The sequence below is a fragment of the Acinetobacter sp. YH12144 genome, assembly GCF_013418345.1.
Taxonomy (GTDB): Bacteria; Pseudomonadota; Gammaproteobacteria; order Pseudomonadales; family Moraxellaceae; genus Acinetobacter; species Acinetobacter amyesii.
In genome coordinates, this window is sequence record NZ_VPCD01000014.1 from 84,015 (window position 1) to 108,065 (window position 24,051).

20 protein-coding genes are annotated in these 24,051 nt (G+C 43.1%); 10 read left to right on the forward strand and 10 right to left on the reverse strand.

Annotation, left to right across the window (positions count from 1 at the left end):
• The first annotated feature begins 35 nt into the window (after nucleotides 1–35).
• The 5 genes from FTU79_RS10825 to secF all read left to right on the forward strand — a co-directional run bounded on the left by FTU79_RS10825 (nucleotide 36) and on the right by secF (nucleotide 5,505).
• On the forward strand, nucleotides 36–932 hold the full coding sequence (locus FTU79_RS10825; protein WP_180050022.1) for a DUF4303 domain-containing protein: 897 nt from the start codon (nucleotides 36–38) through the stop codon (nucleotides 930–932).
• A gap of 80 nt (nucleotides 933–1,012) precedes the next feature.
• Entirely contained in the window at nucleotides 1,013–2,143 is a 1,131-nt protein-coding gene (gene tgt / locus FTU79_RS10830; protein WP_168378731.1) for a tRNA guanosine(34) transglycosylase Tgt, read from the forward strand.
• A 106-nt stretch (nucleotides 2,144–2,249) separates the two neighbouring features.
• Complete coding sequence (gene yajC / locus FTU79_RS10835; RefSeq protein ID WP_078191271.1) at nucleotides 2,250–2,579, forward strand: preprotein translocase subunit YajC; 330 nt, start codon at nucleotides 2,250–2,252, stop codon at nucleotides 2,577–2,579.
• A 54-nt stretch (nucleotides 2,580–2,633) separates the two neighbouring features.
• Nucleotides 2,634–4,532 carry a protein translocase subunit SecD gene (secD, locus tag FTU79_RS10840; RefSeq protein ID WP_078194180.1) on the forward strand — a complete coding sequence of 633 codons (1,899 nt, stop codon included), beginning with the start codon at nucleotides 2,634–2,636 and terminating at the stop codon, nucleotides 4,530–4,532.
• A gap of 10 nt (nucleotides 4,533–4,542) precedes the next feature.
• On the forward strand, nucleotides 4,543–5,505 hold the full coding sequence (gene secF, locus FTU79_RS10845; protein WP_111885820.1) for a protein translocase subunit SecF: 963 nt from the start codon (nucleotides 4,543–4,545) through the stop codon (nucleotides 5,503–5,505).
• Nucleotides 5,506–5,567: 62 nt separating this feature from the next.
• Here the strand turns inward: secF and FTU79_RS10850 are convergent, their stop codons facing one another.
• From FTU79_RS10850 to cysM, 5 genes are all read right to left on the reverse strand, one after another.
• Entirely contained in the window at nucleotides 5,568–6,218 is a 651-nt protein-coding gene (locus tag FTU79_RS10850; RefSeq protein ID WP_180050025.1) for a hypothetical protein, read from the reverse strand.
• Nucleotides 6,219–6,297: 79 nt separating this feature from the next.
• Nucleotides 6,298–8,604, reverse strand: coding sequence for a bifunctional (p)ppGpp synthetase/guanosine-3',5'-bis(diphosphate) 3'-pyrophosphohydrolase (locus FTU79_RS10855; RefSeq protein ID WP_078191275.1), 2,307 nt, complete (start codon nucleotides 8,602–8,604; stop codon nucleotides 6,298–6,300).
• 33 nt (nucleotides 8,605–8,637) lie between these two features.
• Complete coding sequence (gene rlmD / locus FTU79_RS10860) at nucleotides 8,638–10,026, reverse strand: 23S rRNA (uracil(1939)-C(5))-methyltransferase RlmD (RefSeq protein WP_180050028.1); 1,389 nt, start codon at nucleotides 10,024–10,026, stop codon at nucleotides 8,638–8,640.
• Between the two features lie 6 nt (nucleotides 10,027–10,032).
• Nucleotides 10,033–10,851 carry a 3'-5' exonuclease gene (locus FTU79_RS10865; RefSeq protein ID WP_180050031.1) on the reverse strand — a complete coding sequence of 273 codons (819 nt, stop codon included), beginning with the start codon at nucleotides 10,849–10,851 and terminating at the stop codon, nucleotides 10,033–10,035.
• A 32-nt stretch (nucleotides 10,852–10,883) separates the two neighbouring features.
• Entirely contained in the window at nucleotides 10,884–11,804 is a 921-nt protein-coding gene (gene cysM, locus FTU79_RS10870; protein ID WP_078191278.1) for a cysteine synthase CysM, read from the reverse strand.
• Nucleotides 11,805–11,957: 153 nt separating this feature from the next.
• Between cysM and FTU79_RS10875 the strand changes: the two genes are divergently transcribed.
• The 5 genes from FTU79_RS10875 to rsfS all read left to right on the forward strand — a co-directional run bounded on the left by FTU79_RS10875 (nucleotide 11,958) and on the right by rsfS (nucleotide 17,882).
• Nucleotides 11,958–14,765: an ATP-binding protein gene (locus FTU79_RS10875; protein WP_180050034.1), complete on the forward strand. Its 2,808-nt coding sequence runs from the start codon at nucleotides 11,958–11,960 to the stop codon at nucleotides 14,763–14,765.
• 111 nt (nucleotides 14,766–14,876) lie between these two features.
• A complete protein-coding gene (locus FTU79_RS10880; protein ID WP_168378725.1) occupies nucleotides 14,877–15,665 on the forward strand; it encodes a crotonase/enoyl-CoA hydratase family protein in 789 nt (262 codons plus the stop codon).
• A 32-nt stretch (nucleotides 15,666–15,697) separates the two neighbouring features.
• Nucleotides 15,698–16,567 carry an NAD(P)-dependent oxidoreductase gene (locus FTU79_RS10885; RefSeq protein ID WP_180050037.1) on the forward strand — a complete coding sequence of 290 codons (870 nt, stop codon included), beginning with the start codon at nucleotides 15,698–15,700 and terminating at the stop codon, nucleotides 16,565–16,567.
• Nucleotides 16,568–16,609: 42 nt separating this feature from the next.
• Nucleotides 16,610–17,407: a hydroxypyruvate isomerase family protein gene (locus tag FTU79_RS10890; RefSeq protein WP_180009001.1), complete on the forward strand. Its 798-nt coding sequence runs from the start codon at nucleotides 16,610–16,612 to the stop codon at nucleotides 17,405–17,407.
• Between the two features lie 73 nt (nucleotides 17,408–17,480).
• Nucleotides 17,481–17,882 carry a ribosome silencing factor gene (gene rsfS / locus FTU79_RS10895; protein WP_078191283.1) on the forward strand — a complete coding sequence of 134 codons (402 nt, stop codon included), beginning with the start codon at nucleotides 17,481–17,483 and terminating at the stop codon, nucleotides 17,880–17,882.
• A 94-nt stretch (nucleotides 17,883–17,976) separates the two neighbouring features.
• Here the strand turns inward: rsfS and FTU79_RS10900 are convergent, their stop codons facing one another.
• The 5 genes from FTU79_RS10900 to FTU79_RS10920 form a co-directional block, all read right to left on the reverse strand.
• Complete coding sequence (locus FTU79_RS10900; RefSeq protein WP_180050041.1) at nucleotides 17,977–18,594, reverse strand: hypothetical protein; 618 nt, start codon at nucleotides 18,592–18,594, stop codon at nucleotides 17,977–17,979.
• Between the two features lie 13 nt (nucleotides 18,595–18,607).
• Complete coding sequence (locus FTU79_RS10905; RefSeq protein WP_180050044.1) at nucleotides 18,608–19,939, reverse strand: ammonium transporter; 1,332 nt, start codon at nucleotides 19,937–19,939, stop codon at nucleotides 18,608–18,610.
• 332 nt (nucleotides 19,940–20,271) lie between these two features.
• The gene (locus FTU79_RS10910) at nucleotides 20,272–21,726 is read right to left on the reverse strand and encodes an NAD(P)(+) transhydrogenase (Re/Si-specific) subunit beta (RefSeq protein WP_180050047.1); all 1,455 of its coding nucleotides are present in this window, start codon (nucleotides 21,724–21,726) and stop codon (nucleotides 20,272–20,274) included.
• A gap of 3 nt (nucleotides 21,727–21,729) precedes the next feature.
• Complete coding sequence (locus tag FTU79_RS10915) at nucleotides 21,730–22,050, reverse strand: proton-translocating transhydrogenase family protein (protein ID WP_078191287.1); 321 nt, start codon at nucleotides 22,048–22,050, stop codon at nucleotides 21,730–21,732.
• Between the two features lie 11 nt (nucleotides 22,051–22,061).
• Entirely contained in the window at nucleotides 22,062–23,189 is a 1,128-nt protein-coding gene (locus FTU79_RS10920) for a Re/Si-specific NAD(P)(+) transhydrogenase subunit alpha (RefSeq protein WP_111885447.1), read from the reverse strand.
• Nucleotides 23,190–24,051 lie beyond the last annotated feature (862 nt).

Here is a 24,051-nt window from a genome sequence, read left to right on the forward strand (position 1 = left end):
TCAAGCACCTCCAAAACTAGAAAGAAAAATAAAATATGCACAATCAAATTAATGCACTAAAAAATGTGCTGATTCAGGCGTTTTTCAAACTCTATGAACAGCACCAGGACGACCATATTTACGCATGTACGTTGGTCTTCAATTCCTATTTATCCATGGATTATATCGCTGTCTCTACGCAGCGTAGTATTTTTGCCGAAGATGAAGATTCTGCTCAATATCTTGCAGCGCATGATCGATGGAATGTGTCGAAATGGCGCTATCGTAGCCTACCGTCTTTAAGTCAAGACTTGGCGCAGTTTAAACTAACATCTGTAAATGAAGTGAGCTATTTAAACCTTGATCCATCTTCGATCGAAAGCTCAATGAAGTCTGAGTCAACTAACCATCTTTCAATCTTGCTCAATGCCATACAACAAACAAAAGTCGACTTGGCTCAGTCCTACGGCATTGAATTGGACAATATTCTGTTTTTTATCACGGTGCCTACACAGCCCGAAATAGAGATTTATTCAGCTCAGGTTTTAAATATACCAAGTACACAACTTGACGATTTTCTCAAATCCAAACAACCGCTCAAACTCGACAGCTTACCTAAACGTATGAAGCTGTCTCAGTATGATAAAGACCTGCTGATTGATTTGGCTCAAATCGTTGAAATACAACCTTTTAACTATTTACATGTAGCCAATGAAGTCTATCTTTTAAGCTTAGAAAAAAGTTATGCAACCACGAACCCCTATATTCAAAAGCTTATTGACAGCATCGTAGCCATGACATCAGACCCGAAAGGCACATTTGCGATGGAAAAAGAAGAAATTTTGCAGCGAATTAACCAGTTTTATTTTAATGCCAAGAGTTCAGATGAAGCCCTGTCACAAGAAGCGATCTATAAATTTACAGACTTAACACCCGACAAAGCTAGCGTTTAACCGCAGAATCAAGGAAAATAGAGCACTTTTAGCACTCTTACCATCAGCGAACTGTTTTTTCGCCTTGATCTGGACCTTGTATGAAGTTTGAAAAATTGGCGCAATCGGGCCGTGCTCGTCGCGGCCGTTTAACCCTTGAACATGGTGTCGTTGAAACACCTATGTTCATGCCTGTCGGTACTTACGGTACTGTAAAAGGCATGCTCCCACGTGACATTAAAGAAATTAAATCCCAAGTTATTTTGGGTAATACTTTCCATTTATATCTACGCCCAGGCCTAGATGTTATTCGTGAACATGGTGGTTTACACCAATTCATGAAATGGAATAACCCGATTTTGACAGATTCAGGCGGTTTCCAAGTCTTCAGCCTTGGCGCTATGCGCAAAATTAAAGAAGATGGCGTAACTTTCCGCTCTCCAATTGACGGCTCTAAAGTCTTTTTATCTCCTGAAATTTCGATGGATATTCAGCACACGCTGAATTCAGACATCGTGATGATTTTTGATGAATGTACGCCTTATCCTGCGACACATGAAGAAGCGCAAAAATCATTGCAGCTTTCTTTGCGTTGGGCAAAACGCTGTAAAACTCAACATCATGACGTGCTGAAAAACCGTAATGCCCTGTTTGGTATTATCCAAGGCGGCATGTACGAAGATTTACGTGATGAATCTTTAAATGGTCTGAAAGAAATTGATTTTGATGGTTATGCGATTGGCGGCTTGTCCGTTGGCGAACCAAAAGAAGAAATGATCAAAGTATTGGATTATCTTCCAGAGAAAATGCCTGCGGATAAACCACGTTACTTGATGGGTGTCGGTAAACCAGAAGATATCGTAGAAGCGGTTCGTCGCGGTGTCGATATGTTTGACTGTGTGATGCCAACTCGAAATGCACGTAATGGTCATTATTTTGTGACCGACGGTTTAGTGCGTATTCGTAATGCCAAATATCGTCATGATCAAAGTCCGCTTGACTCACATTGCGACTGTTATACCTGTACAAACTTCACCAAATCTTATCTCTTCCATCTTGAGAAATGCGGCGAAATGCTCGGTTCGATGCTCGGTACTATTCATAACTTACGTTATTACCTACGTCTGACTGAAGCGATGCGTGATGCTCTCGATCATGGCACTTTTGATGAGTTTGTTGAAGACTTTTATCGTCGTCGCGGCATGGAAGTGCCACCTTGTCCTCAAGATTAATTCTTTCAGCATTTGCGCTGAAGAAAAAGACAAGGTAAATTGCTGAACAAGTCCAATTTATTTATCAAAGTATTGATAACCAGTTTTTTTAGTTTAGGAAAATGAAATGAGCCTTTTTATTTCTACTGCTCACGCGGCAGGTGAAGCTGCACAGCAACCAAGCATGATGGCAAACCTGTTGATGATTGCGGTATTTGTCGCAATCTTCTACTTCTTGATCTGGCGCCCTCAATCAAAACGTGCAAAAGAACATCGTGCACTAATTGAAAGCCTAGGTGTTGGTAGTGAAGTTGTTTTTGCGGGCGGTTTAATGGGTAAAATCACAAAAATCGAAGGTGATTTTGCAGTTGTTGAACTGAACCGTGGCGTAGAAGTAAAAGTACAACGCGCAAGTGTGATTTCAGTTCTGCCTGAAGGCACTCTAAATAACCTTTAATCAAAAAATAAGTCGTGCACCCGCACGGCTTTTTTCATTTTAAGAAGAAAACGAATGCGTTACCCAGCATGGAAATATCTACTGATTCTAGTGGTACTAGTCATCAGTACATTATATGCCCTGCCAAGTTTGTATCCTGATGAACCTGCTGTTCAAATTTCAGGTGCCAAAGCCGGTACCCAGATTGACCAAAGCATCGTACAAAAAGCAGAGCAGATTTTAAAATCTGAAAATATTGCCAGCCATGACAATAGCTTCACCAATAATGCCGCTTTATTACGTGTTGATTCGAGCGAACAACAATTAAAAGCGAAAGAAGCACTACGTCGTGGGCTCGGTGAAAATTATGTCGTCGCACTGAACCTTGCGCCTACTACCCCAGAATGGCTACAAAAAATTGGTGCTAAACCAATGAAGCTGGGTCTGGATTTACGTGGTGGTGTACATTTCCTACTCGAAGTGGATATGGATAAAGCCATTTCACAACGTATGGAAACGTCTGCGGCTGACTTACGTCGCCAACTTCGTGACAATAAATTAAAATTCAATAGCTTATCTTTGAACAACAACACCATTACGATGCAATTTGCAAATAATGATGACCGTTCTGCAGCTATGGATTTCCTTCGTCGTAACGGCAATGAATATACTCAACAAGCGGTTGCAACAACTGAAGGTTCGACTCTTCGTCTAAGCTACACAGATACACGTAAACAAGAAATTCAGTCTTATGCTGTCAACCAAAACTTAACAACTTTACGTAACCGTATTAACGAGTTAGGTGTAGCGGAAGCATTAGTACAAACTCAAGGTAGCAACCGTATTGTGGTTGAATTACCGGGTGTACAAGATACTGCTGAAGCAAAACGTGTACTTGGTCGTACTGCAAACCTTGAGTTCCGCTTAGTTTCTGACTTAAATGATCAATATATCGATCCTTACACAGGTCAAGCAAAAGGCTCATTACCGCCAGGTACAGAAGCATTTGCTTATGAATCTTTGGACAGCGGTCGTCAATTATTGCTTAACCGTAACCGTATCTTAACAGGTGAACGTGTACAAAATGCGTCATCAGGCTTTAGCCAAGATACAGGTGGTGCTGAAGTAAATATTACTTTGGATACTGCGGGCGGTAAGTTGATGTCTGAAGCCACTCGTAATGCTGTAGGCAAACGAATGGCTGTTCTGTTCATCGAGAACAAACAAAAAATTAGTTATGTTGCAGATCCTACAACAGGCACACAAACTGAAGTTCGTACACCTTATACCGAATCTGTGGTCATCAATGCGGCAACGATTCAAGCCGTATTGGGTTCTCAGTTTCGTATTACTGGTCTGGATTCACCTCAAGAAGCGTCTGAACTTGCATTGATGCTACGTGCAGGTGCATTGGCAGCGCCAATGTACTTCGTGGAAGAACGTGTGATTGGTCCAAGTCTCGGTCAAGAAAACATCGACAAAGGCGTATTATCAACTCAAATCGGTTTCTTATTGGTTGCGATTTGGATGGTGGTCTTCTTCCGTGTGTTCGGTTTGATTGCCAACTTTGCTCTCGTGGTTAACCTTGCCATGATTTTAACCATCATGTCTTGGATTGGCGCGTCCCTCACCCTTCCGGGTATTGCAGGTATCGTGATTACCATTGGTATGGCGGTCGATGCCAACGTACTGATCTGTGAGCGGATACGAGAGGAAATTAAATGGGGTGCCTCACCGAAACAGGCGATTGTTGCGGGTTATGATCGTGCGTATAACACCATCTTTGACTCCAACTTAACCACATTCTTGGTTGCTTTCATTCTGTTTGCAATTGGTACAGGCCCGATTAAAGGCTTCGCGGTTACCCTAATGATTGGTATTGTGTGCTCAATGTTCACAGCAATTACTGTGACACGTGCAATCGTACAAATCATTTATGGTAAAAAACGTAACCTGAAGAAGTTGAGCATTTAGGAGATCTAAGATGACTGAAAATACTCAACCGAAACAATACGGCCGTCCTGACAACGAGCGCATTATTCCGTTTATGAAGATTGCCAAACCGGCAGCCTTGATATCGATTATTTTAACGCTCGCAAGTATCTTTTTTATTTGCACCAAAGGTCTAAACCTCGGTTTGGACTTTACTGGCGGTGTAGCAGCAGAGTTGAACTATAGTCAACCAGTAAAATCTACCGATGTGAGCTCAGCGCTGACAAAAGCTGGTTTTAAAGACCCTGTGGTACAAACCTTAGGATCTGACCGCGACCTGATGGTTCGTATGCCAGTTCAAAAAGACATTGAAGCTGAAGACCTAACCAAAGCCATTACGACTGCCGCTCAATTGCCAGGCAATAAAGCAGAAGTACATAAAGTTGATGTGGTTGGTGGTCAAGTCGGTAATGAACTCTACGTGCGTTCTGCGGGCGCTGTTGGTCTTGCCCTACTGCTCATGCTGGTTTATGTCACTATTCGCTTTGAGTTCAAACTTGCGATGGGCGCTGTACTGTCTTTATTCCACGATATCGTGGTGACCATTGGTATCTTTGCTATGATGCAGTGGCCGTTTGACTTAACAGTTTTGGCTGCGCTACTCGCGATTATCGGTTTCTCGCTCAACGATAACATCGTTGTATCTGACCGTATTCGTGAAAACTTCCGTAAGATTCGTGGTGCTGAGCCTCTCGAAGTTGTCAACAGTGCATTAACTGAAACACTTCGCCGTACCATTCATACCTCAATGACACTATTACTGGTTGTTGTGGCGATGATGGTACTGGGCGGTGATGGTCTGAAATGGTTCTCTGTTGCAATGTTTGTTGGTGTATTTGTGGGTACATATTCATCAATCTACATTGGTACAGCCTTCGCGTTATGGCGTGGCCTGAACCGTCAAGACTTCATTGTACAAGTGAAGCCTGAATTTGAAGAAGAAGAGATTCCTTAAGCTTTTCAACTTATAGTTCAGATCAAAACCCATCTTCGGATGGGTTTTTTTATGCGACTACCTTAAATAAATGAGCTAGGCAAAATCGCAATAATAGGATGTAACTTTTTAATATCGGATTGCAGGAATTCTACCTGTCGTTTTTGGTCTAGACTTGCAAATTGCCATGTATCATCTGTTTGCTGTATCACGTTTAAAATTAAATTTAAGCCATTTCGCAAATAGACACAGGCTAGATCCGATCTCTCTACCCCTCGCCGTTCATCACAGACCACAAGCCAACCCTCTTGTAATACAGGGGCATAATACGATGCTGTGATGCGAATCAAATACAGGTCTTGAGTGTTTTTAAATAATGCTGAATATTGAGATGAATCATTTGAAATCGGTTTTAAAGAAAATGCCTGTGTCTCAACCACCTGCATTTCAAAAAGGACCAAGCTTGCTTGCTCCTCAGTGCACTTGTCTTGTTCTATAAACTGAACCTCATTATCTAAACTTCCCTTAATGAGTCCCAATTGTGACTCTAATTCACGTGCAAATTTCTCTCCAATCTGCCGATGACTATTTAATAATTGGGAAATTAAAGGAACTGATAAGCCAAAATGTTCACATACGGCTTTACCATTTTTAAAAGGGCCAATTGACACCCAATGATCGATAGCTCGTGTTAAATTCTGTCGACGCTTTTCAAAAAGCTCTGAAGGCAGCATAAGCACTCAATTTTATAATTTCTCTCCCCCAATATAATAAAAAACCCGCACGCAGCGGGTTTTTTATACAGCTTTATTTTTAGCTACCTTGTACCAAGCGACGTGCGCTGATAATGCCCGGTTGTTGTTCTAGACGTGCCAACAGTTTCGACAACTGTGCCAAGCCCTTCACTTCAATCAACAGCTTCATATTGGCAATACCATCACTTTCGGAAATCGTATTCACCTGACGAATGTTGATTTGGTCTGAGAAAATCACTTGAGTCAAATCTTTGAGTAAACCACGACGGTCATAAGCTTCCACCACGATTTGCACACTTTGACCACGGGTTGGCTGCATTTCCCAATCCGCTTCAACCGCACGTTCAGGCTCTTGTCCAATCATACGGATATAATCCGGACATGCGACCTTATGGATACTCACGCCACGATTCAGGGTGATATAACCAGCAATCGATTCACCATGCACAGGCTGACAACACTGAGCAATGTGTAGTTCTACATTGTCCAGACCATCAATCAAAATACCATGCGCCGAAAGCGTATGACTTGCACGAGGGTTCAAGGTCGGTTTTAACACCAGTTCAGGCTCATCCTGATCGAGGTGCATATGACGGTTAACCTGATTGATTAAGGCATGTAAGCTAATGTCGCCACTCACCAAGCCAATCAAGATATCTTCACCCAATTTCACATTAAAATGATTGCAGTAATCATTCAAATCGATACTTTTCGGGTGAATCGCCAAACGTGACAATTCTTTATTCAGAATCTCACGTCCCACTTCCAAATTTTTACTACGGTCTTGCTGACGGAACCAATGACGCAACTTATCACGTGCACGAGCCGTCTTGATATAACCCAGCGAGTTCACCAACCAATCTCGGTTAGGCTCACGATCTTTCTTGGTTAAAATCTCAACCTGTTCCCCAGTTTTGAGGGTATAGGTTAAAGGCACATAACGTTGGTTCACTCGTGCCGCATAGCACTTGTTGCCTACTTCAGTATGCACATGATAGGCAAAGTCGAGCACGGTGGAACCGCGTGGTAATTCTTTGATATCACCATCACGACTAAACACATAGATTTTCTCAAAATCTTCAAACTCTTGGATTTGTTCGAAGTTTTCAGAATCTTCATCTTCTTTATGGGCGCTAGCATCATTTCGTTCTTGATAATGTTCAAGCACTGCACGCAAAGAATGTAAGCGATGATTAAATGAATAATCTGTGGTTTTAGAGCCTTCTTTATAGTTAAAGTGCGAACACACCCCGAGTTCAGCTTCTTCGTGCATATTGTGCGTACGAATTTGCACTTCTAAAGATTTGTTCTCTGCAATCACGGCCGTATGCAGTGAGCGATAACCATTGGCTTTCGGGTTGGTAATATAATCATCGAACTGATGCGGAATATGACGCCAAATCTGATGAACGATCCCCAGTGTGTGATAACACTCAGGTACATTATCCACCAGAACACGAACCGCTCGAATGTCATAAAGCTGATCAAAGCTCAGGTTCTTACTCTTCATTTTTCGATAAATCGAATAAATGTGTTTCACCCGACCATTAATCTCGGCCTCAATGCCATGATCTAATAGTTCTTTACGTAACTTTTCTGTCACGAACTGAATATATTGTTCACGCTCTAAACGTTTTTCATTTAGTAAGGATGCAATTTCTTTATAGCGTTCAGGTGCAAGATAACGGAAAGCAAGATCTTCAAGCTCCCATTTAAGCTGTGCAATCCCTAAACGGTGCGCAAGCGGCGAGTAAATGGTTAAAATTTCTCGTGCGACACGCTCTTGACGCTCTTTCGTTGAGTGCGCCAACTCACGTAATGCATAGGTACGTTCAGAAAGTTTGATTAATACAACACGTACATCTTCGGTCACCGAAATCAGCATTTTATAAATGCCGGTCAAATGTTCACGCTGATTATTATTAAAATGATCTTCTAGACGTTTATTTTGCTCGATCAGGTCAGACAACTTACCCATGGCAAGCGTGCCTTTCACCAAAGCATGCACTTGATCGCCAAATTTGCTTTGGACTTCTTCTAAACTGGTTACGCCTTCACGAACACTTCGATACAGCATGGCTGCTGATAACGTATCTTCATCCGCATACAGATGAGCAAGAATATCCGCCATTTCAATACCGGTATAGAAGGTATTCGAGCGATGGTTGACCGTTGTTTCAAGTTCATTCTGTAAGGTCAGATGTGCAACTTCTTCGAGTTGCTTTAGAGGAGCCCCGTCAAACATGCCACTCACACGCTCTAGCCATTCAGCCAAATCATGCTGTGCTTGCTCGGCATGTTCTACAGTCGTTTCCTGAGACAGCTCATTGAGACGTCCAGGTAATTGTTCACGTACTGTGACCATACCCTACTCCTAGTTTTCTACGCTTCATAACTTTTAATCGTTTATCTGATTTTCTTTTTCGAACAAAGCAATCGATTCGACATGCCCTGTATGGGTAAACATGTCCATGACACCCGCTTTTTTCAAACGGTAGCCTTGTTGTACCAACATTCCAGCATCGCGTGCTAGTGTTGCAGGATTACATGACACATAAACGATTCTTTTTGCACCAAATTTGGGCACATAACGCATTATTTCTTCTGCACCAGAACGTGGTGGGTCTATCAATAATGCATCAAATCCTTGTTTTGCCCAAGAATGATGCGAAAAATCTTTTGTTAAATCTTGTGAATAAAATTTCAGTTGCGAAAGGCCATTGTTTTGTGCATTTTCTGCACCACGCCGAACCATTTCTTCACTCCCTTCAACTGCAACGACTTGACCCGTTGAACCCACACATTGAGCAAGTGGTAAAGAAAAGTTTCCTAAGCCACAAAACAGATCTAGAACTCGCTCACCCTGTTGTAACTGAAGCAATTCACATGCCAGTTTCACCATTTGCGGATTAATCGTGGAATTCACTTGCGTGAAGTCTTGAGGATTAAAGCCAAATTCCACACCAAAGTCACTTAGACCATAGTGCAGACGCATCGGTGCATCGGGATGATCCACACGATGTAAGCTGTCTGGCCCTTCAGGTTGTAAGTACAGTTGCCACTCTTTATGTAACGCAAATTTTACTAATTGGTTGACATCTTCCGTGCAAAGTTCCGCCGTATGACGAATCAGGAGAGCAATTTCTTGATCTCCCATGGCCAGTTCCATATGCCCAATATCTGCTTTACCTTGCAAACTTTGTAACAATTGTTTGAGTGTGGTGATTGAGCCAAACTCACGATCCAACACCATACAACGGTCAATCGAAGTCAGCTTATTTGACTGGCTCTCACGAAAGCCGACCACGAGCTTATCTTTTGCAGGTAGGTAACGCACACCAATACGTGCTTTGCGACGGTAGTCTTCACGCAATGAACGTAAAGGAGCTAACCATTGATCAGGCTGAATGCCGGCAAAATGTTGCAAATGTGATTGTAAAACATCTTGTTTTAAACGAATTTGCTCGTCGGGATGGATATGTTGCATGCTACAACCACCGCAGACCCCATAATGTGGGCAGGCCGGTTTTACTCGTAGTGTAGACTCTTCGCTCAGCAATTCCAGACTGTCTGCATCTTCAAGACGCTTAACGACATTGGTAATACGCGCACGCACTGTTTCACCCGGCAAGGCATAACGGATAAAGACTTTCTTACCGTGTTTTTCTGCAGGATGATCTGGATGCGTGCCAAAGTGCGCTATGCCTCGCCCCTCATGTGAAAGCGATTCAACCTGAAATGTATAAATGGGTTGTTGGGCTTTTTGGGGTTTGGCTTTGTGTTTCATGCGTACCTAATGTGTGGAAGATGGGAAATCAGATTGAGTGAATTCGGTACGCTGCGAGGTTTGCTGCCATACCGATAAAAAGTCAGCGTGTTGCGGCTGAGTTTGTAAATATTGAATCGTACTTTGAATCAGGTGCTGATGATCATTCAACAATAACTGCCCTTTCAGCAACAGCCAGCGTAAATAAATCAACCATGTATTGAGCACATCGCCTTCACAGTAGCTGGTCAGTTCCATCCACTGTTGTTCACGTACATATTCAGGCACATGGTAGCCACCATCACCACGTTTACCGGGGAAACCAAGTAAATGTGCTGCATCGTCGAGCTTTTGAAAATGACGACCATGGAACATGGCCATGACATCCATCAAATCTACATGACGATGATGATAACGATTCTGGTAGTTATTATAGCGCTTTTGCGTATCAATCTCGCCCTGATCGAACAAACTTGGTGCAGATAATCCGTGATACATGGCACGGAACAAAATCACAGGCAAATCAAACTGCGAACCGTTCCAACTGACCAAGGTCGGATGACGCTTTTCAAAAATAGAAACGAATTTTTTTAAAATTTCAGCTTCGCTATTGTCTTCACGGCTAAATGAAAACAACTTCATGCCCTTTTCATCAATCCATAGTCCAGAGATACAGACAATTTCATGCAAGGCCAAACGCTGAAAATCCGTGCCCACCTCTTGGCGACGCAGTTTAGTCAGCGCTGCATCTAAATCCACCTCAGGCAGATCCAGTCCATACAAATGCGCACCTGACTTCAAATCTGTCAGTGTTTCGATATCAAAAATTAAAACAGGTAAACGCATAAGTACTCACCAGTGCCGATCGGCTACTGTAATTATTCAGGATCAACAACAGAGAATAGACCAGTAGATAAGTAACGGTCACCACGGTCACATACGATGCAAACAATCACGGCATCCGGATTTTCTTCAGCCAATTTAACTGAAGCCCATACCGCACCACCCGATGATGTACCTGCACTGATACCTTCTGTACGCGCTAAACGACGAGCCGTTTTTTCCGCTTCAATTTGCGGAATATCCATAATACGATCAACACGTGAAGGGTCAAAAATCGTAGGAAGATATTCTTGTGGCCAACGGCGAATACCAGCAATGTTTGAGCCTTCAGACGGCTGTAAACCGACAATTTGAATATCCGGATTTTGTTCTTTTAAATATTTCGAAATCCCCATAATGGTCCCGGTGGTTCCCATAGAGCTGACGAAATGTGTAATTTTACCGCCCGTTTGTTTCCAAATTTCTGGACCCGTAGTGAGGTAATGTGCTTCTACATTGTCCGGGTTACCAAACTGGTTTAGGACTAAACCTTTGCCGTCTTTTTCCATTTGAAGGGCAAGATCACGTGCTTCTTCCATGTTTTCTGATTCGATCAGTTCGGCACCGTAGGCACGCATGGCATCTTTACGCTCTTGGCTAGAACTTGCAGGCATGATCAAAGTCATTTTATAGCCACGCATTGCAGCAACCATGGCTAAAGCAATCCCTGTATTTCCGCTCGTCGCTTCAATCAACGTATCACCCGGTTTAATCTGACCACGCTTTTCCGCTTGCATAATCATGTTATATGCAGGGCGATCTTTGACCGAACCCGCTGGGTTATTGCCTTCTAACTTGGCTAATACTGTTGCTTGAGTATGACTTGCCAGACGTTGTAAACGCACTAACGGCGTGTTGCCGACGTAATGGTCTAATAAAAAATCGTCTGCTTGAAAATCAGGGGTTGTATTACTCATTATTCACACCTATATCGAGGTGCGCCTATTGTATGAAAAAATGCCTTTGCCTGCACCCATTTGCCTCGCTTTTTCGCGAAAGTGATTAAAGCGCAATCAGTTTTAAATAATCCATGCTAATATTCGGGGCATAAGGAATAAACTGCTTAAACCATGTCAAATATCAACAAAAAGCTTTTTAAACGCCTACACTTAAATCATGCCTATGGTCAGTTGATTGCACTTATTTTCGTGCCGATCACCATTTTGGCCTGTGTCGGTGCGATGTTGGTAATAACAGAAACCTCCAATGCAGCCAAAGCACAACAAAAACAAATGGCTGTCGCGATCCTGACGCGCTATCAACCCACGTCAGAATCTGCCATAGAGTTGCTCAACCATTATCCGTGGCAGTTTGATCAAGCTCGCAACGCCATGCAAAGCATGTTGAACGAAAAACATTTGATTCGTGCCGCGATTTTAGATCTCAAAGGCAACAACCGCCTGAGCATTGGCTTTCAAGATCAAGATATTTGGCCTGCTTTTGACAGTAAAGCGTCTTTTATTGGACCGATTGCACATCAGGGTAACCATATTTATGCCCTGAAAATTTTAGATTCAACCCAGACGCCGGCATGGTTAAGCATTGAACTGGATAATCAACCGCTGCAAATTGCCCGCTATCGCGTGTTAATCGTGTTGATTGCAACAGGCTTATTGACGCTCTTATTACTTTTGCTGTGTTTGAATTTTTATTCACGTCGTTGGATCGCACCAATGTACGAAATTCGCATGCAGTTACAACGTTTAAATGCCGACACCCTAGATCAGCACATGATCATTAACAGTACTGGCGAACTCCGTTTATTACAGCGTGATATTGCCAATGTTGTTAAACGCTTACATTTCAGCTTTTTAGAACTACGTGAACATACAGAACAAACGGAAGATGACTTAAGACGCACGCTCGATACTTTAGAGGTGCAAAACATCACCTACCGTCAAGCACGTGACCAAGCAATCCATGCCAATCAGTCGAAGTCGGTGTTCTTAGCCAATATTTCCCATGAACTGCGCACGCCACTTAACAGTATTGATGGTTTTATTCATCTTTTACTGCGCCAAGGCAACCTCAGTAATGAGCAAAATTTATATCTACAAACGATTCGTAAATCTTCTGCACATTTATTGGCTTTAATTAATGACGTGCTCGATTTCTCCAAAATTGATGCCGGCAAACTAGAACTCGAAACTGCGCAATTTGACTTAGAAGAAGCCGTCTTTGATGTGATGGATATGTTGTCGCCATTGGCAGCGCAAAAGCATATTGATATGACCTTCTACTATGCGGACAATGTGCCGAAATTTGTGGTCGGCGATGCCCTACGCTTCAAGCAAATTTTGACCAACTTAATTTCAAATGCGATTAAGTTCACCCCAGATGGTGAAATTATTGTCCGTGTCCGTATGGAGCATGATGACATCGGTCAATGTCTGCTGCATTTTAGTGTCCAAGACAGTGGTATCGGCCTAAGCGGTACCGACCGTAAGAAACTGTTTGAATCCTTCTCACAAGGTGATGCATCTGTGACCCGTCAATTTGGCGGTACAGGTTTAGGTCTTGCCATTTCCAAACAATTGGTCAGCCTAATGCATGGACAAATTGGTTTTGAAGATAACCAAGAACGTGCCCCAACAGAAAAAGGCTCAACCTTCTGGTTTACTGCGCGCTTTGTGGTGGATGATGAAATTGAAATTGTGCATCCACAATTTAGCAATCTACAAGTTGTGTCTTATTTGGCGCACCCAGCAACTGCCAATGTCCTACGTCATTATTTAGAAAATTATGATGTTGAACATATTGAAACGCAGTCAATCCTAGATTTATTTAGCCGACTCAATCAGTTGCAAACCAACGAAAATACCTGGTTGATCGTCGATCACAGTGGTGACTCCGAAGCCTTACTGAAAGAAATTCGTCATCGTTATAGCGGTAACTTAGCGGTTTATGGCTACCAAATGATGCTCGATCCAAACATGTTGAACGAGTACCGTGCCCGTCCATTGCATCAACCACTCAGCCGTACAGCGCTGATTCAGTTGTTGAGTAATGAGCCGTGGTTTGATCAAGAGCAACATGAAGAATTTAATGGTCAAGGTCTGCACATTTTGGCTGTCGACGACCATTTGCCAAACCTGATTGTGCTTGAAGCCCTGCTCTCTGAGTTAAATGTGAAAACCACCAAGGCTTTGAGTGGACAAGAAGCCATAGAAATCATTCAGGCTCGCCAAGAGCAAGGTTTGGCAGCTTTTGACCTCATCTTTATGGATATTCAAATGCCTGTGATGTCAGGTGTCGATACTACGCGCGCTATTCGTTCACTTGAGTCAACCTTTGAAAATCATAAGCGCCTTCCTATCATCGCTTTGACGGCACATGCGCTCTCTGATGAAAAACAAAAGCTCCTACAAAGCGGTATGGATGACTATGTCACCAAGCCAATTCAAATGGATCAAATTATTCAAATCTTGACCCAATGGACTACCGATAACTTTAAGAAAGTACCGGTTTTAGAGCGCAGTTCAGTGATTGAAGCCCTAGAGCCGAGTATTTTAGATTGGCAGCAAAGCTTGCAGTTGGCCGCGAATAAAGAAGACCTTGCAATCGATTTACTGAAAATGCTCGTCGATAGCTTTGAGCAAGAAATCCATGAAATGGCACAGCTCATCGAAGATGAAGATTTTCCACAATTAGAGCATGTGCTACATCGGCTTTATGGTGCAACCCGCTATGTGGGCGCTCCGACCCTCCAAGAGGTTTCAGGTCAATTTGAGCAATTTGTATCGACCTTACGTAAGGAACGCCGTAAAGCAGATGAAGCTTTTGTTCAAGAAACCCTGAACCGTTTTGATGAGTTAAAAAATGTCATGAGGCAAGTTGAACACGCGGCTCAACAAATCTTAGCCAAACAAAATAATTAAGCGCAGTCCGACTAAAGTCAGTGCCGTCCAGCTTCTGTTGTGACTGCACTGTCATGTATCCTGTCAGGGTGCATGCTATGCTCGGGCGCAGAAACAACAAGAGTAATTACCATGGCTTTATTACGTGTAGAAAAAAATAATGGCATTGCAACGGTTTACTTAAACCGTCCAGAAAAACGTAATGCAATGAGCTTTGCATTGCTCAAAGAATTGGTTAGCACCGCTGAAAAATTAAAAAAAGATCGTAGCTTACGCTGTGTCATTTTAACGGGTGAAGCCAATGTATTTAGTGCTGGCATTGATTTGGCTGACCTCAATGATCCGAAAAATCGTGCCTATGCCGCGTGGGAACTGTTAAAGCCCGGTCAAAGTTTATTTCAAAAAGCCTTTTTGATTTGGCAACAACTTCCTGTGCCGGTGATTGCCGCACTTGAAGGCTTTTGTTTTGGAGCAGGCATGCAACTTGCCTTGGCTGCAGATATCCGTATTGCCCACCCGAAAACGCAAATGTCGATTATGGAAAGTCGTTGGGGCTTAGTACCCGACATGGGCTTAACTCGCTCACTCAAAGGTGTGATTGGACTGGATTTAGCCAAAGAATTAACCCTTACAGCACGTATTTTTGACGCAGAATATGCCAAGGATATTGGCTTAGTGACGCATTTAAATGAACAGCCTTTGCTTCAAGCGCAGCAGTTAGCCGAAGAATTATCACAACGTTCACCAGATGCCTTGGCAGCGGCAAAACAAGTACTAGATGCCATGGAACATAGTCCAAAACGCTCTTTACGCTTAGAAAAAATCTGGCAATTTAAATTACTGCTCGGCAAAAACAGCCAATTGGCACGTAAAAAAGACAAGAACCCAGAGGTTCAGTTTTTACCACGCCAATATAAGTAAAATAATCACACAGGATAGATTGAGTACAGCACATGGCGTTTGATCGTAATACAAAAATTGCATTTCTAGGTATGGGGCTGATGGGTAGCCGCATGGCCACGCGTCTCATTCAGGCAGGATTTGAAGTTGCGGTGTGGAACAGAACTGCCGCTGCGTGTGATGAGTTGATTGCGATTGGCGCGACGGCGCTTCAATTGGAGAATATTGCCCATTATCCTGTGGTTTTATCTTGTCTCGCAGATGATGCTGCCGTTGCCGCGGTGTATGCAAGCATCGAAACCCATTTAGTGGCAGGACAAATTATTGTCGATTTTTCGAGTCTTTCTGTAAATCAAACCCATCAATTGGCTCATGCTGCAAAGTTGAAACAAGTCACCTGGATTGACTCTCCTGTTTCGGGGGGCACAGCCGGTGCTGAACAAGGCACCTTGGTCATCTTTGCCGGTGGTGATGCTCAAACGATTCAAGATTTGAGTCTGATTTACAATGTTTTATCTCAACGTGTTACTCGCATGGGCGACTCAGGTACAGGTCAAGCCACCAAAATTTGTAATCAGCTGATCGTCGCTGCCAATAGTACTTTAATCGCAGAAGCTGTAGCACTGGCCGAGAAATCAGGTGTAGACACCACGTTATTAGCACCAGCACTTGCTGGTGGATTTGCAGACTCAAAGCCTTTTCAGATTTTAACTCCACGTATGGCAACGCATCAGTTCGAGCCCGTGCAATGGAAAGTTCAAACTTTATCTAAAGACCTGAATAATGCAGTCCAACTGGCTGCCCAGTTTGAATTAAGCATCCCTGTTGCCAGCCTTGCTTTATCGCAACTCAAAGCCCATCAGGACAATGGTTTTGCAGAAAAAGATTTAGCCACCATCATTCAACATGTCGAACATAACTAACGACTTTCACTTTAGAAGTAAATTGCTTCAAGGACGATATACATGACTCAGCTCGCGGTTAATTTATCCATGATTTTTACCGAAGTGCCATTGTTAGAGCGTTTTGCGTTGGCTCGTGAACACGGTTTTAAGCATGTAGAAATTCAGTTTCCGTATGAGCTGAGTATTGAGCAGATCCAAACCCAACTCACCATCAATGATTTAAGCCTGTGTTTAATCAATGTCCCTGCGGGTGATTTGATGCAAGGTGGTGATGGTCTTGCGGGAGTTCCGGGGCGTGAAAATCAATTTCATCAAGCCTTAGAACAATGCATTCGCTATGCCACTGCGTTAAATGTACCGAGTGTCAATATTTTAGCCGGCAAACAGCCACAAGATGCTGACTTGCTCCCATGTTTAAATACCTTGTCGAGCAACCTAAAACTGGCGTGCCACATGTTGTCTGAACATCATATTCAACCGGTATTTGAAATGATTAATGGCACTGATATGCCGCGCTTTTTGGTCCAAAATATTGCCCAAGCTCAGGAAATGCTTGAAGCTGTACAACACTCTGCTTTGAAGATGCAATATGACTGCTACCACATGGCGATGATGGGTGAAGATATTCTCAGTACTTTGGCAGAAAATATTCAGGATATCGGTCACATACAGTTTGCTGACTGTCCGGGGCGACATGAACCTGACTCAGCGCAGATTCCATTTGCAGAGATTTTTAAATGGTTAGATCAAAGCCAATATACAGGCTACATCGCGGCTGAATACCGACCACGAAGCAACTCATCACATTCTTTTGCGTGGAAAGACAAATACTTCCCTCATTTAGCTAATGGTCAATGACGTGTTGATTTGAAATTCAGCAACAAAACCGCTATATTAGACCATGTAAAATTGTCAGGAAATCATACCCTCTATGAATTTAGAACCATCGCCCAGCGCTTCTAATTCTCTCGATCTCGCAAAATCAACGCAAATCAAAGACGTACAAGCTTGCTTAGCTGTTGTACGTGAAGCACTTGAAGATGTAAAAGCCAAAGATATTATTGAACTTGATATCAGCACTATCAGCAACGTAGCAGATGCGATTGTTATTGCGAGCGGTACTTCAACTCGTCACATTAAGTCTCTTGCAGACAACGTGGCAGAAGAAGCACGTAAAGCTGGATTCCGCCCTATCGGTGTTGAAGGCGAACGTGATGCAGAATGGATCCTGATTGATCTCGGTTTTGTAGTGGTACATGTGATGTTACCTACAGCACGTAAATTCTATGATTTAGAAAGCTTATGGCGTACAGCTCCAGAAACTGTAGCTTAAGCTTCCAGAAAAAAGCGACCTAATTAGGTCGCTTTTTTTATCCCTTGATTTTATACACCAAGGACTATCAGCTTCATGGTGTTTCCCCCCGGCACTAAACCAGTTGATGTAAATCCACCTCAGGATAATTGGCTTTAATTTTCAGCTTGGTTTGTGCATAAACTTGGTCTGCACGCATCGGGCCATAAAAGTCACAATACACTTCATAAATGCTCGTTAAAACTTTGGCATAACTGGTCAAGGGCAAAAACTCGACAAAACTCGCCGTATTTATTTGTGCATTTGCCGCAATTGCCAGCCCGATTTCTTCTAATTGCTCAATCACATCTTGGGTGAAATCAGCCTGATCTGTAGATTTCACCGTCAGCATGACTGACTCGATAAAGCCTAAAAAAGCGTCGCTAATGGTCTCTGCAATGAGCTCGTCGTCTTGCTCCTGCTCCTGCGGTTTTTCACCCCTTAACAGTTCCTGCTTTTCTAAGGTAGATAACTCATACAAGACTTGCTTCAGCATATCTTTACGATAAAAGCGAAGCTCCTCTGTGGTACAGATATCATTTAAGAAGCGATTTAAGACAAATGACGGTTTCATGCTGTACTGCTGCTCCCAGTGCCGTAGCGCACTGTCGAGTAACGTCCCATGAATAAAATGTTGTAAGCCTTTTTCTAAAGCTTCGCGGCGTTGTGCCAAATTTAACAGTTCGGTGCTCATTGCTTTACTCCTGTTAATGACGTTTAGTCATATCATCCGTTTCAAAAGTCACATCTTTTTGAAACTCGGGATAAGACAATTCAGCATGCTCGGTATAGTCCAAACCCCGTTGTTCATGTTGCTTACTCACCCGTAAGCCACCCAACAATTGATCCAAGACCTTAAATACAATGAACGCAACGCCAAAGCCCCATAAAAAGGCTGCAATCACCCCAAGCCCTTGTATCGCGATGACATCGCCATTAAACATGTTATTTTCAAGGAAGATCCCTGCAGCCAATGTTCCCCATGCGCCACAGAAACCATGTACCGTCACCGCATCCACCACATCATCCAGTTTCATTTTTTCCATGAGCATTGGCAGGAAGGTCACCATTACACCTGCACATAAACCGGTGATGACTGCATAGAGTGGAGACATCGTTGCACAGCCTGCCGTAATGGCAACTAAACCACCCAGTGAGGCATTTATCGTACTGCGGATCAAAATGGCTTTAGATCGGATGAGACAGAGCAACATATATGCAACCACGGCAGCACACGCCGCAAGATGCGTATTTAAAGCAATACGTCCTACGCTGACATTGGCATTAATGGTCGAGCCTGCATTAAAACCAAACCATGCTAACCATAAAATAAAACCGCCTAATGCTACCAAAGGTAAGTTATGCCCTGGTAAATAATGGCTTTGCCCATTGCGTCCAAATCGACCCAAACGTGGTCCCAATACAATGATGCCAGCCAAGGCAACCCAGCCGCCCATTGAATGCACCACGGTCGAACCTGCAAAGTCGATAAATCCGAGTGCTTTTAACCAACCGTCTCCGCCAAATAAACTGCCCCATGCCCAACTACCAAAGACAGGATAAATCAGACCTGACACAACGGCCGCACTCACCACATAAGCCACAAAATGAATCCGCTCCGCCATGGCACCACTGGCAATAGTGGTTGCCGTTGCAGCAAACATCATTTGGAAAAACAAAAGGTTCCAGTGCCAATCATCCAGTTGATCGGGTGCAAAATGACTTAAGCCAAACCAGCCCGTGGTATTGACCCCAAACATCAGACCAAAACCCACCAGCCAAAACACCAGACCACCCAAGCAGGCATCCATGTAGTTTTTCATGAGTACGTTCACGGTGTTTTTACTGCGAACTGAACCACTTTCGATCATGGCAAATCCGGCTTGCATAAAGAACACCAAGATACCGCCCAGTACCACCCAAATACTGTCGAGCGAAATACGAATGTCTTGAATATTACTGGCGATTTGCGGGTCGACTGCCCATGCAGTCGATGTCAGGACACTCAGAAACAGTGCCATCAAGTATGTTTTTTTCATGATTATTCCCCCAAGAATAACCATGCTGTGCAAAAAGAATACCAAATTTCAGACAATTAATTATTTTTCAATGCATTGCGTCACAAAACCAGTTCGCGACAATATTTTGAATCACTGAGATCGAATTTAATGAAACAAAACAGCGCATAAATCTGCACCTTGGTTTCAAAATACGCATCAATTTGATTCAAGCACCTGATGCGCTAAATATTTGTGCACTTTTAGTGTGAAACATCAATTAATCAAAAGCGAACAAAACAAAAAACCACCCGAAGGTGGTTTTAAATCTTCCTCAGTCCCGCTTTATCACAGCGGGACTTTGGCAATATGGATTAATGACCGCCGCCATTAATGGCTTTTGTCATATCTTCCACAACTTTCTTCGCATCACCGAAGATCATCATCGTTTTATCGTTATAGAACAAGTCATTATCTAGACCTGCGTAGCCTGTAGCCATAGAACGTTTGATCACCATAATAGTACGTGCTTTATGCGCTTCAAGGATTGGCATACCGTAAATTGGAGAACTTGGATCGTCTTTTGCCGCTGGGTTCACAACGTCATTCGCACCAATCACTAGTACTACATCAGTTGCTGGGAAGTCTGAGTTGATCTCATCCATTTCAAGAATGTCTTCATATGCAACGTCAGCTTCAGCTAAAAGTACGTTCATGTGACCCGGCATACGACCTGCCACTGGGTGAATCGCAAAACGAACTTTTACACCTTGCTCTTTTAAGATTTCACACAATTCTTTCACGGCATTTTGTGCACGACCTTGCGCCATACCATAACCCGGTACGATCACCACGCTGTCCGCATTTGACATCAAGAAGCCAGCATCGTCTGCAGAACCTGAACGGTGATTACGCTGTGCTTTTTCACCATTATCCGCCGCCGCTACTGCTGTACCACCCATTGCACCACCAAACAAAACGTTGATGATTGAACGGTTCATGGCTTTACACATGATGTAAGACAGAATTGCACCCGATGAACCAACCAGTGAACCTGCAACAATCAGCATGTTGTTTTCAAGCGTGAAACCAATCCCTGCTGCTGCCCAACCTGAGAACGAGTTTAGTAACGATACCACCACTGGCATATCACCACCGCCTACTGGCGCAATCCATACCCAACCAAATGCAAGTGCAAGAACAGTCATTGCCCAGAATGCGTTCATGTTGCCTGTGGTAAAGAAGTAGATACCACACGCCAACATCGCAAGGAAAATTAAAGCTTGAACAGGTTTTACCCATCCACCTGAAATGGTTTTTGCCCATTTCTTCGCAGCCAATTTACCGTAAGCAAATACAGACGCTGTGAAGGTAATCGCACCAACGAAACAGCCTACAAACAATTCAAATAAATGAACTTTGCTCATGTGGGCATTTTCTACACCCGCAGCTGTTAATACTGCCTCATTTTCCGCGAATGCCGCAGTCAATTGGTTGTTATGTAGAATCGCAGCGATCGCAATCAGTACCGCAGCCAAACCGACTAATGAGTGCATCAGTGCGACAGTTTCAGGCATTTGAGTCATCGGAACTGTTTTTGCACGTGCAATACCTACGACTGCACCCAACACCATTGCACCCACAATCATCCAAATCACAGGATGATCTGCGACAAAGAATGTGGTGATTACAGCAATCGCCATTGCGATCATACCGTAACGGTTACCCTGAATCGCAGTTTTCGGACCAGACAAACCACGCAACGTTAAGATAAAAAGAACGGCACCAATCAGGTAGAACCAATCCGCATATTCTTTAATGAATTCCATGGATTAACCCTCTTTTTTCTTTTGCTTAGGTTTGAACATTTCAAGCATACGTGCAGTCACCGCAAAGCCACCAAAAATGTTGATACTTGCAAGGAAAACGGCAATCGCACCTAAAATACTCACCACGTTAATGCTTTGGAACTGTACGCTTGCATCCACAATACCTGGGATACCAACGGTTTGAATCATCGCACCAACGATAATGATCGATGACAAAGCATTGGTTACAGCCATTAATGGTGTGTGTAGCGCAGGTGTTACCCCCCAAACCACGTAGTAACCAACAAAGATTGCCAAGACAAAAATAGTAATCGTTTCAACCATGATGATTCTCCTTAACCACGTTTCAGCAGCACTTGGCCGCCATGAGTGACAAGTAGTGCTTTTTGAATTTCTTCTTCAGGGTTAATTGCGAAGTTCTTTTCGCTATCAAACAGGGTTTCAATGAAATTCAAAACGTTACGTGCATACAGTGCCGACGCTTCAGTCGAAACTGTTGAAGGAATATTTGGAATACCAAGAATTTTCACACCATTGGCAGTCACAACATTTTCGCCGCAAACAGAACCTTCAACGTTACCGCCTGTTTCAACCGCCATATCTAAAATGATTGAGCCCGGTTTCATTTTGGCAACGGTTTCTGCTTTGATTAAACGTGGTGCGTCACGACCCGGTAATAATGCAGTCGTAATCACGATGTCAGCATTCGATACGGCTTTATCAACAATAATCGCTTGATCGCGAATGTAGTCTTCACCCGGCATCCAGCCATAACCATTTTTCGCAGCATCAGCTGCTTTTTGTTGCTCTTCTGGTGACATTGGTACGTCTAACCATTTACCACCTAAAGATTCAACTTGGTCACGTGCTGTAGGACGTAAGTCAGTTGCTTCAACTACGGCACCTAAACGTTTCGCTGTTGCAATGGCTTGTAAGCCTGCAACACCTACGCCCATGATCACAACCCGTGCAGGTTTTACTGTACCTGCTGCTGTCATCAACATTGGGAACATACGTTGATATTCTGCCGCAGCCAAAAGCACAGATTTATAACCTGAAAGGTTGGCTTGAGATGAAAGTACGTCCATGTTTTGCGCACGAGATAGGGTTCGTGGCAAAAGTTCCAATGCAAATGCAGACACGTTTTGTGACGCAAATTGGTCAAGTTCGGTGTTGCGGTAAGGGTCAAACATCCCCACAACGGTGGTACCCGCTGTGAGTTTTTGAATTTCGTCACCTTTAGGCGCACGAACTTTCAAAATCATTTGACTACCGGTATAGGCATCATCCGTAATTTTGGCACCAACTTGTTCATAGGCACTATCGATGTAAGCAGCGTTTACCCCTGCTCCACGTTCAATAACGACGCTATGACCAGCGCTGATCAACTTCTTTACTGTTTCAGGCGTCGCAGCGACGCGATTTTCACCGACAACAGTTTCGGCTGGAATTCCGATCTGCATGAGCGTTCCTCAAGCTAATTTTTCTTAAGTAAACATCGCAATCCGCGATGTCTCCCCTCAGGATGTGTTTTTGTACAATTTTTGGATTCTAATTGAACTTTTTTAAAATACTACCCAATATTTATTTAATAAATACCCATATTTTGAACTCATGATTCATGAAAAGAATGGTGCGATATTTCATTTATTCAGTTTTATTTGTCGATTTATTACTCATTTTTATCCTATTTATAACTTTTTAATATTACTTAAGACCAAAAACATAAATAATTTCGCTAGTTTTAGTGCAGATTGTTTCACTGCGTTGATCATTGTGACATTTTCATTCAACCCACAATGAGCTGAACGTGTCATTAAAAATCGACTTAAGTCAGGTAGAGTCACTCTTTCATGCAGACTGCATCAGCTCGTTGACTCATTTGACAGTTTTGACGTGTTGACCTGCATTGAAAACTGACATTTTTCTGCCACAGTCTCGTCAAATTGGTCAGCTTGAATATCCGATGGATTTTTGCGCACGTTTCGGGTTTATTGAGATCTTGCCCTCCCCACCTGATGCTTCGCCTTAAGTCTTAGAATTGACTTTTTTAGCTAAAAAAATAATTTTTTGAATATTTAGCATCATGATATCGCTACTGACTTTCTATCCCTAAAAAACACTATTGCACCATTTGTGTGCAATTTTCACCTTAAATGTTTCAGCCTGATATATTTGACCTGCCGAGTCATGTTGAGATTAGGGTCTGTTGACATTTGCTGTTCAAAAAAATAGCGAGAAAGTAAAATTTAATCGCCAAACCAAACTTACTTCTCGCTATGCCTCGAACTATGCTGAATGATCAACACTGGTCTAAGCTGAAAC

Excerpts from the sequence above, each read along its gene's own strand:
- cysM (WP_078191278.1), bottom strand. The coding sequence starts at position 11,804 with ATGAGTAATACAACCCCTGATTTTCAAGCAGACGATTTTTTATTAGAC.
- FTU79_RS10880 (WP_168378725.1), top strand. The coding sequence starts at position 14,877 with ATGGCTTTATTACGTGTAGAAAAAAATAATGGCATTGCAACGGTTTAC.
- FTU79_RS10865 (WP_180050031.1), bottom strand. The coding sequence starts at position 10,851 with ATGCGTTTACCTGTTTTAATTTTTGATATCGAAACACTGACAGATTTG.
- rlmD (WP_180050028.1), bottom strand. The coding sequence starts at position 10,026 with ATGAAACACAAAGCCAAACCCCAAAAAGCCCAACAACCCATTTATACA.
- secD (WP_078194180.1), top strand. The coding sequence starts at position 2,634 with ATGCGTTACCCAGCATGGAAATATCTACTGATTCTAGTGGTACTAGTC.
- FTU79_RS10885 (WP_180050037.1), top strand. The coding sequence starts at position 15,698 with ATGGCGTTTGATCGTAATACAAAAATTGCATTTCTAGGTATGGGGCTG.
- FTU79_RS10905 (WP_180050044.1), bottom strand. The coding sequence starts at position 19,939 with ATGAAAAAAACATACTTGATGGCACTGTTTCTGAGTGTCCTGACATCG.
- FTU79_RS10850 (WP_180050025.1), bottom strand. The coding sequence starts at position 6,218 with ATGCTGCCTTCAGAGCTTTTTGAAAAGCGTCGACAGAATTTAACACGA.
- FTU79_RS10920 (WP_111885447.1), bottom strand. The coding sequence starts at position 23,189 with ATGCAGATCGGAATTCCAGCCGAAACTGTTGTCGGTGAAAATCGCGTC.
- tgt (WP_168378731.1), top strand. The coding sequence starts at position 1,013 with ATGAAGTTTGAAAAATTGGCGCAATCGGGCCGTGCTCGTCGCGGCCGT.
- yajC (WP_078191271.1), top strand. The coding sequence starts at position 2,250 with ATGAGCCTTTTTATTTCTACTGCTCACGCGGCAGGTGAAGCTGCACAG.
- secF (WP_111885820.1), top strand. The coding sequence starts at position 4,543 with ATGACTGAAAATACTCAACCGAAACAATACGGCCGTCCTGACAACGAG.
- FTU79_RS10875 (WP_180050034.1), top strand. The coding sequence starts at position 11,958 with ATGTCAAATATCAACAAAAAGCTTTTTAAACGCCTACACTTAAATCAT.
- FTU79_RS10890 (WP_180009001.1), top strand. The coding sequence starts at position 16,610 with ATGACTCAGCTCGCGGTTAATTTATCCATGATTTTTACCGAAGTGCCA.
- FTU79_RS10910 (WP_180050047.1), bottom strand. The coding sequence starts at position 21,726 with ATGGAATTCATTAAAGAATATGCGGATTGGTTCTACCTGATTGGTGCC.
- FTU79_RS10855 (WP_078191275.1), bottom strand. The coding sequence starts at position 8,604 with ATGGTCACAGTACGTGAACAATTACCTGGACGTCTCAATGAGCTGTCT.
- FTU79_RS10900 (WP_180050041.1), bottom strand. The coding sequence starts at position 18,594 with ATGAGCACCGAACTGTTAAATTTGGCACAACGCCGCGAAGCTTTAGAA.
- FTU79_RS10915 (WP_078191287.1), bottom strand. The coding sequence starts at position 22,050 with ATGGTTGAAACGATTACTATTTTTGTCTTGGCAATCTTTGTTGGTTAC.
- FTU79_RS10825 (WP_180050022.1), top strand. The coding sequence starts at position 36 with ATGCACAATCAAATTAATGCACTAAAAAATGTGCTGATTCAGGCGTTT.
- rsfS (WP_078191283.1), top strand. The coding sequence starts at position 17,481 with ATGAATTTAGAACCATCGCCCAGCGCTTCTAATTCTCTCGATCTCGCA.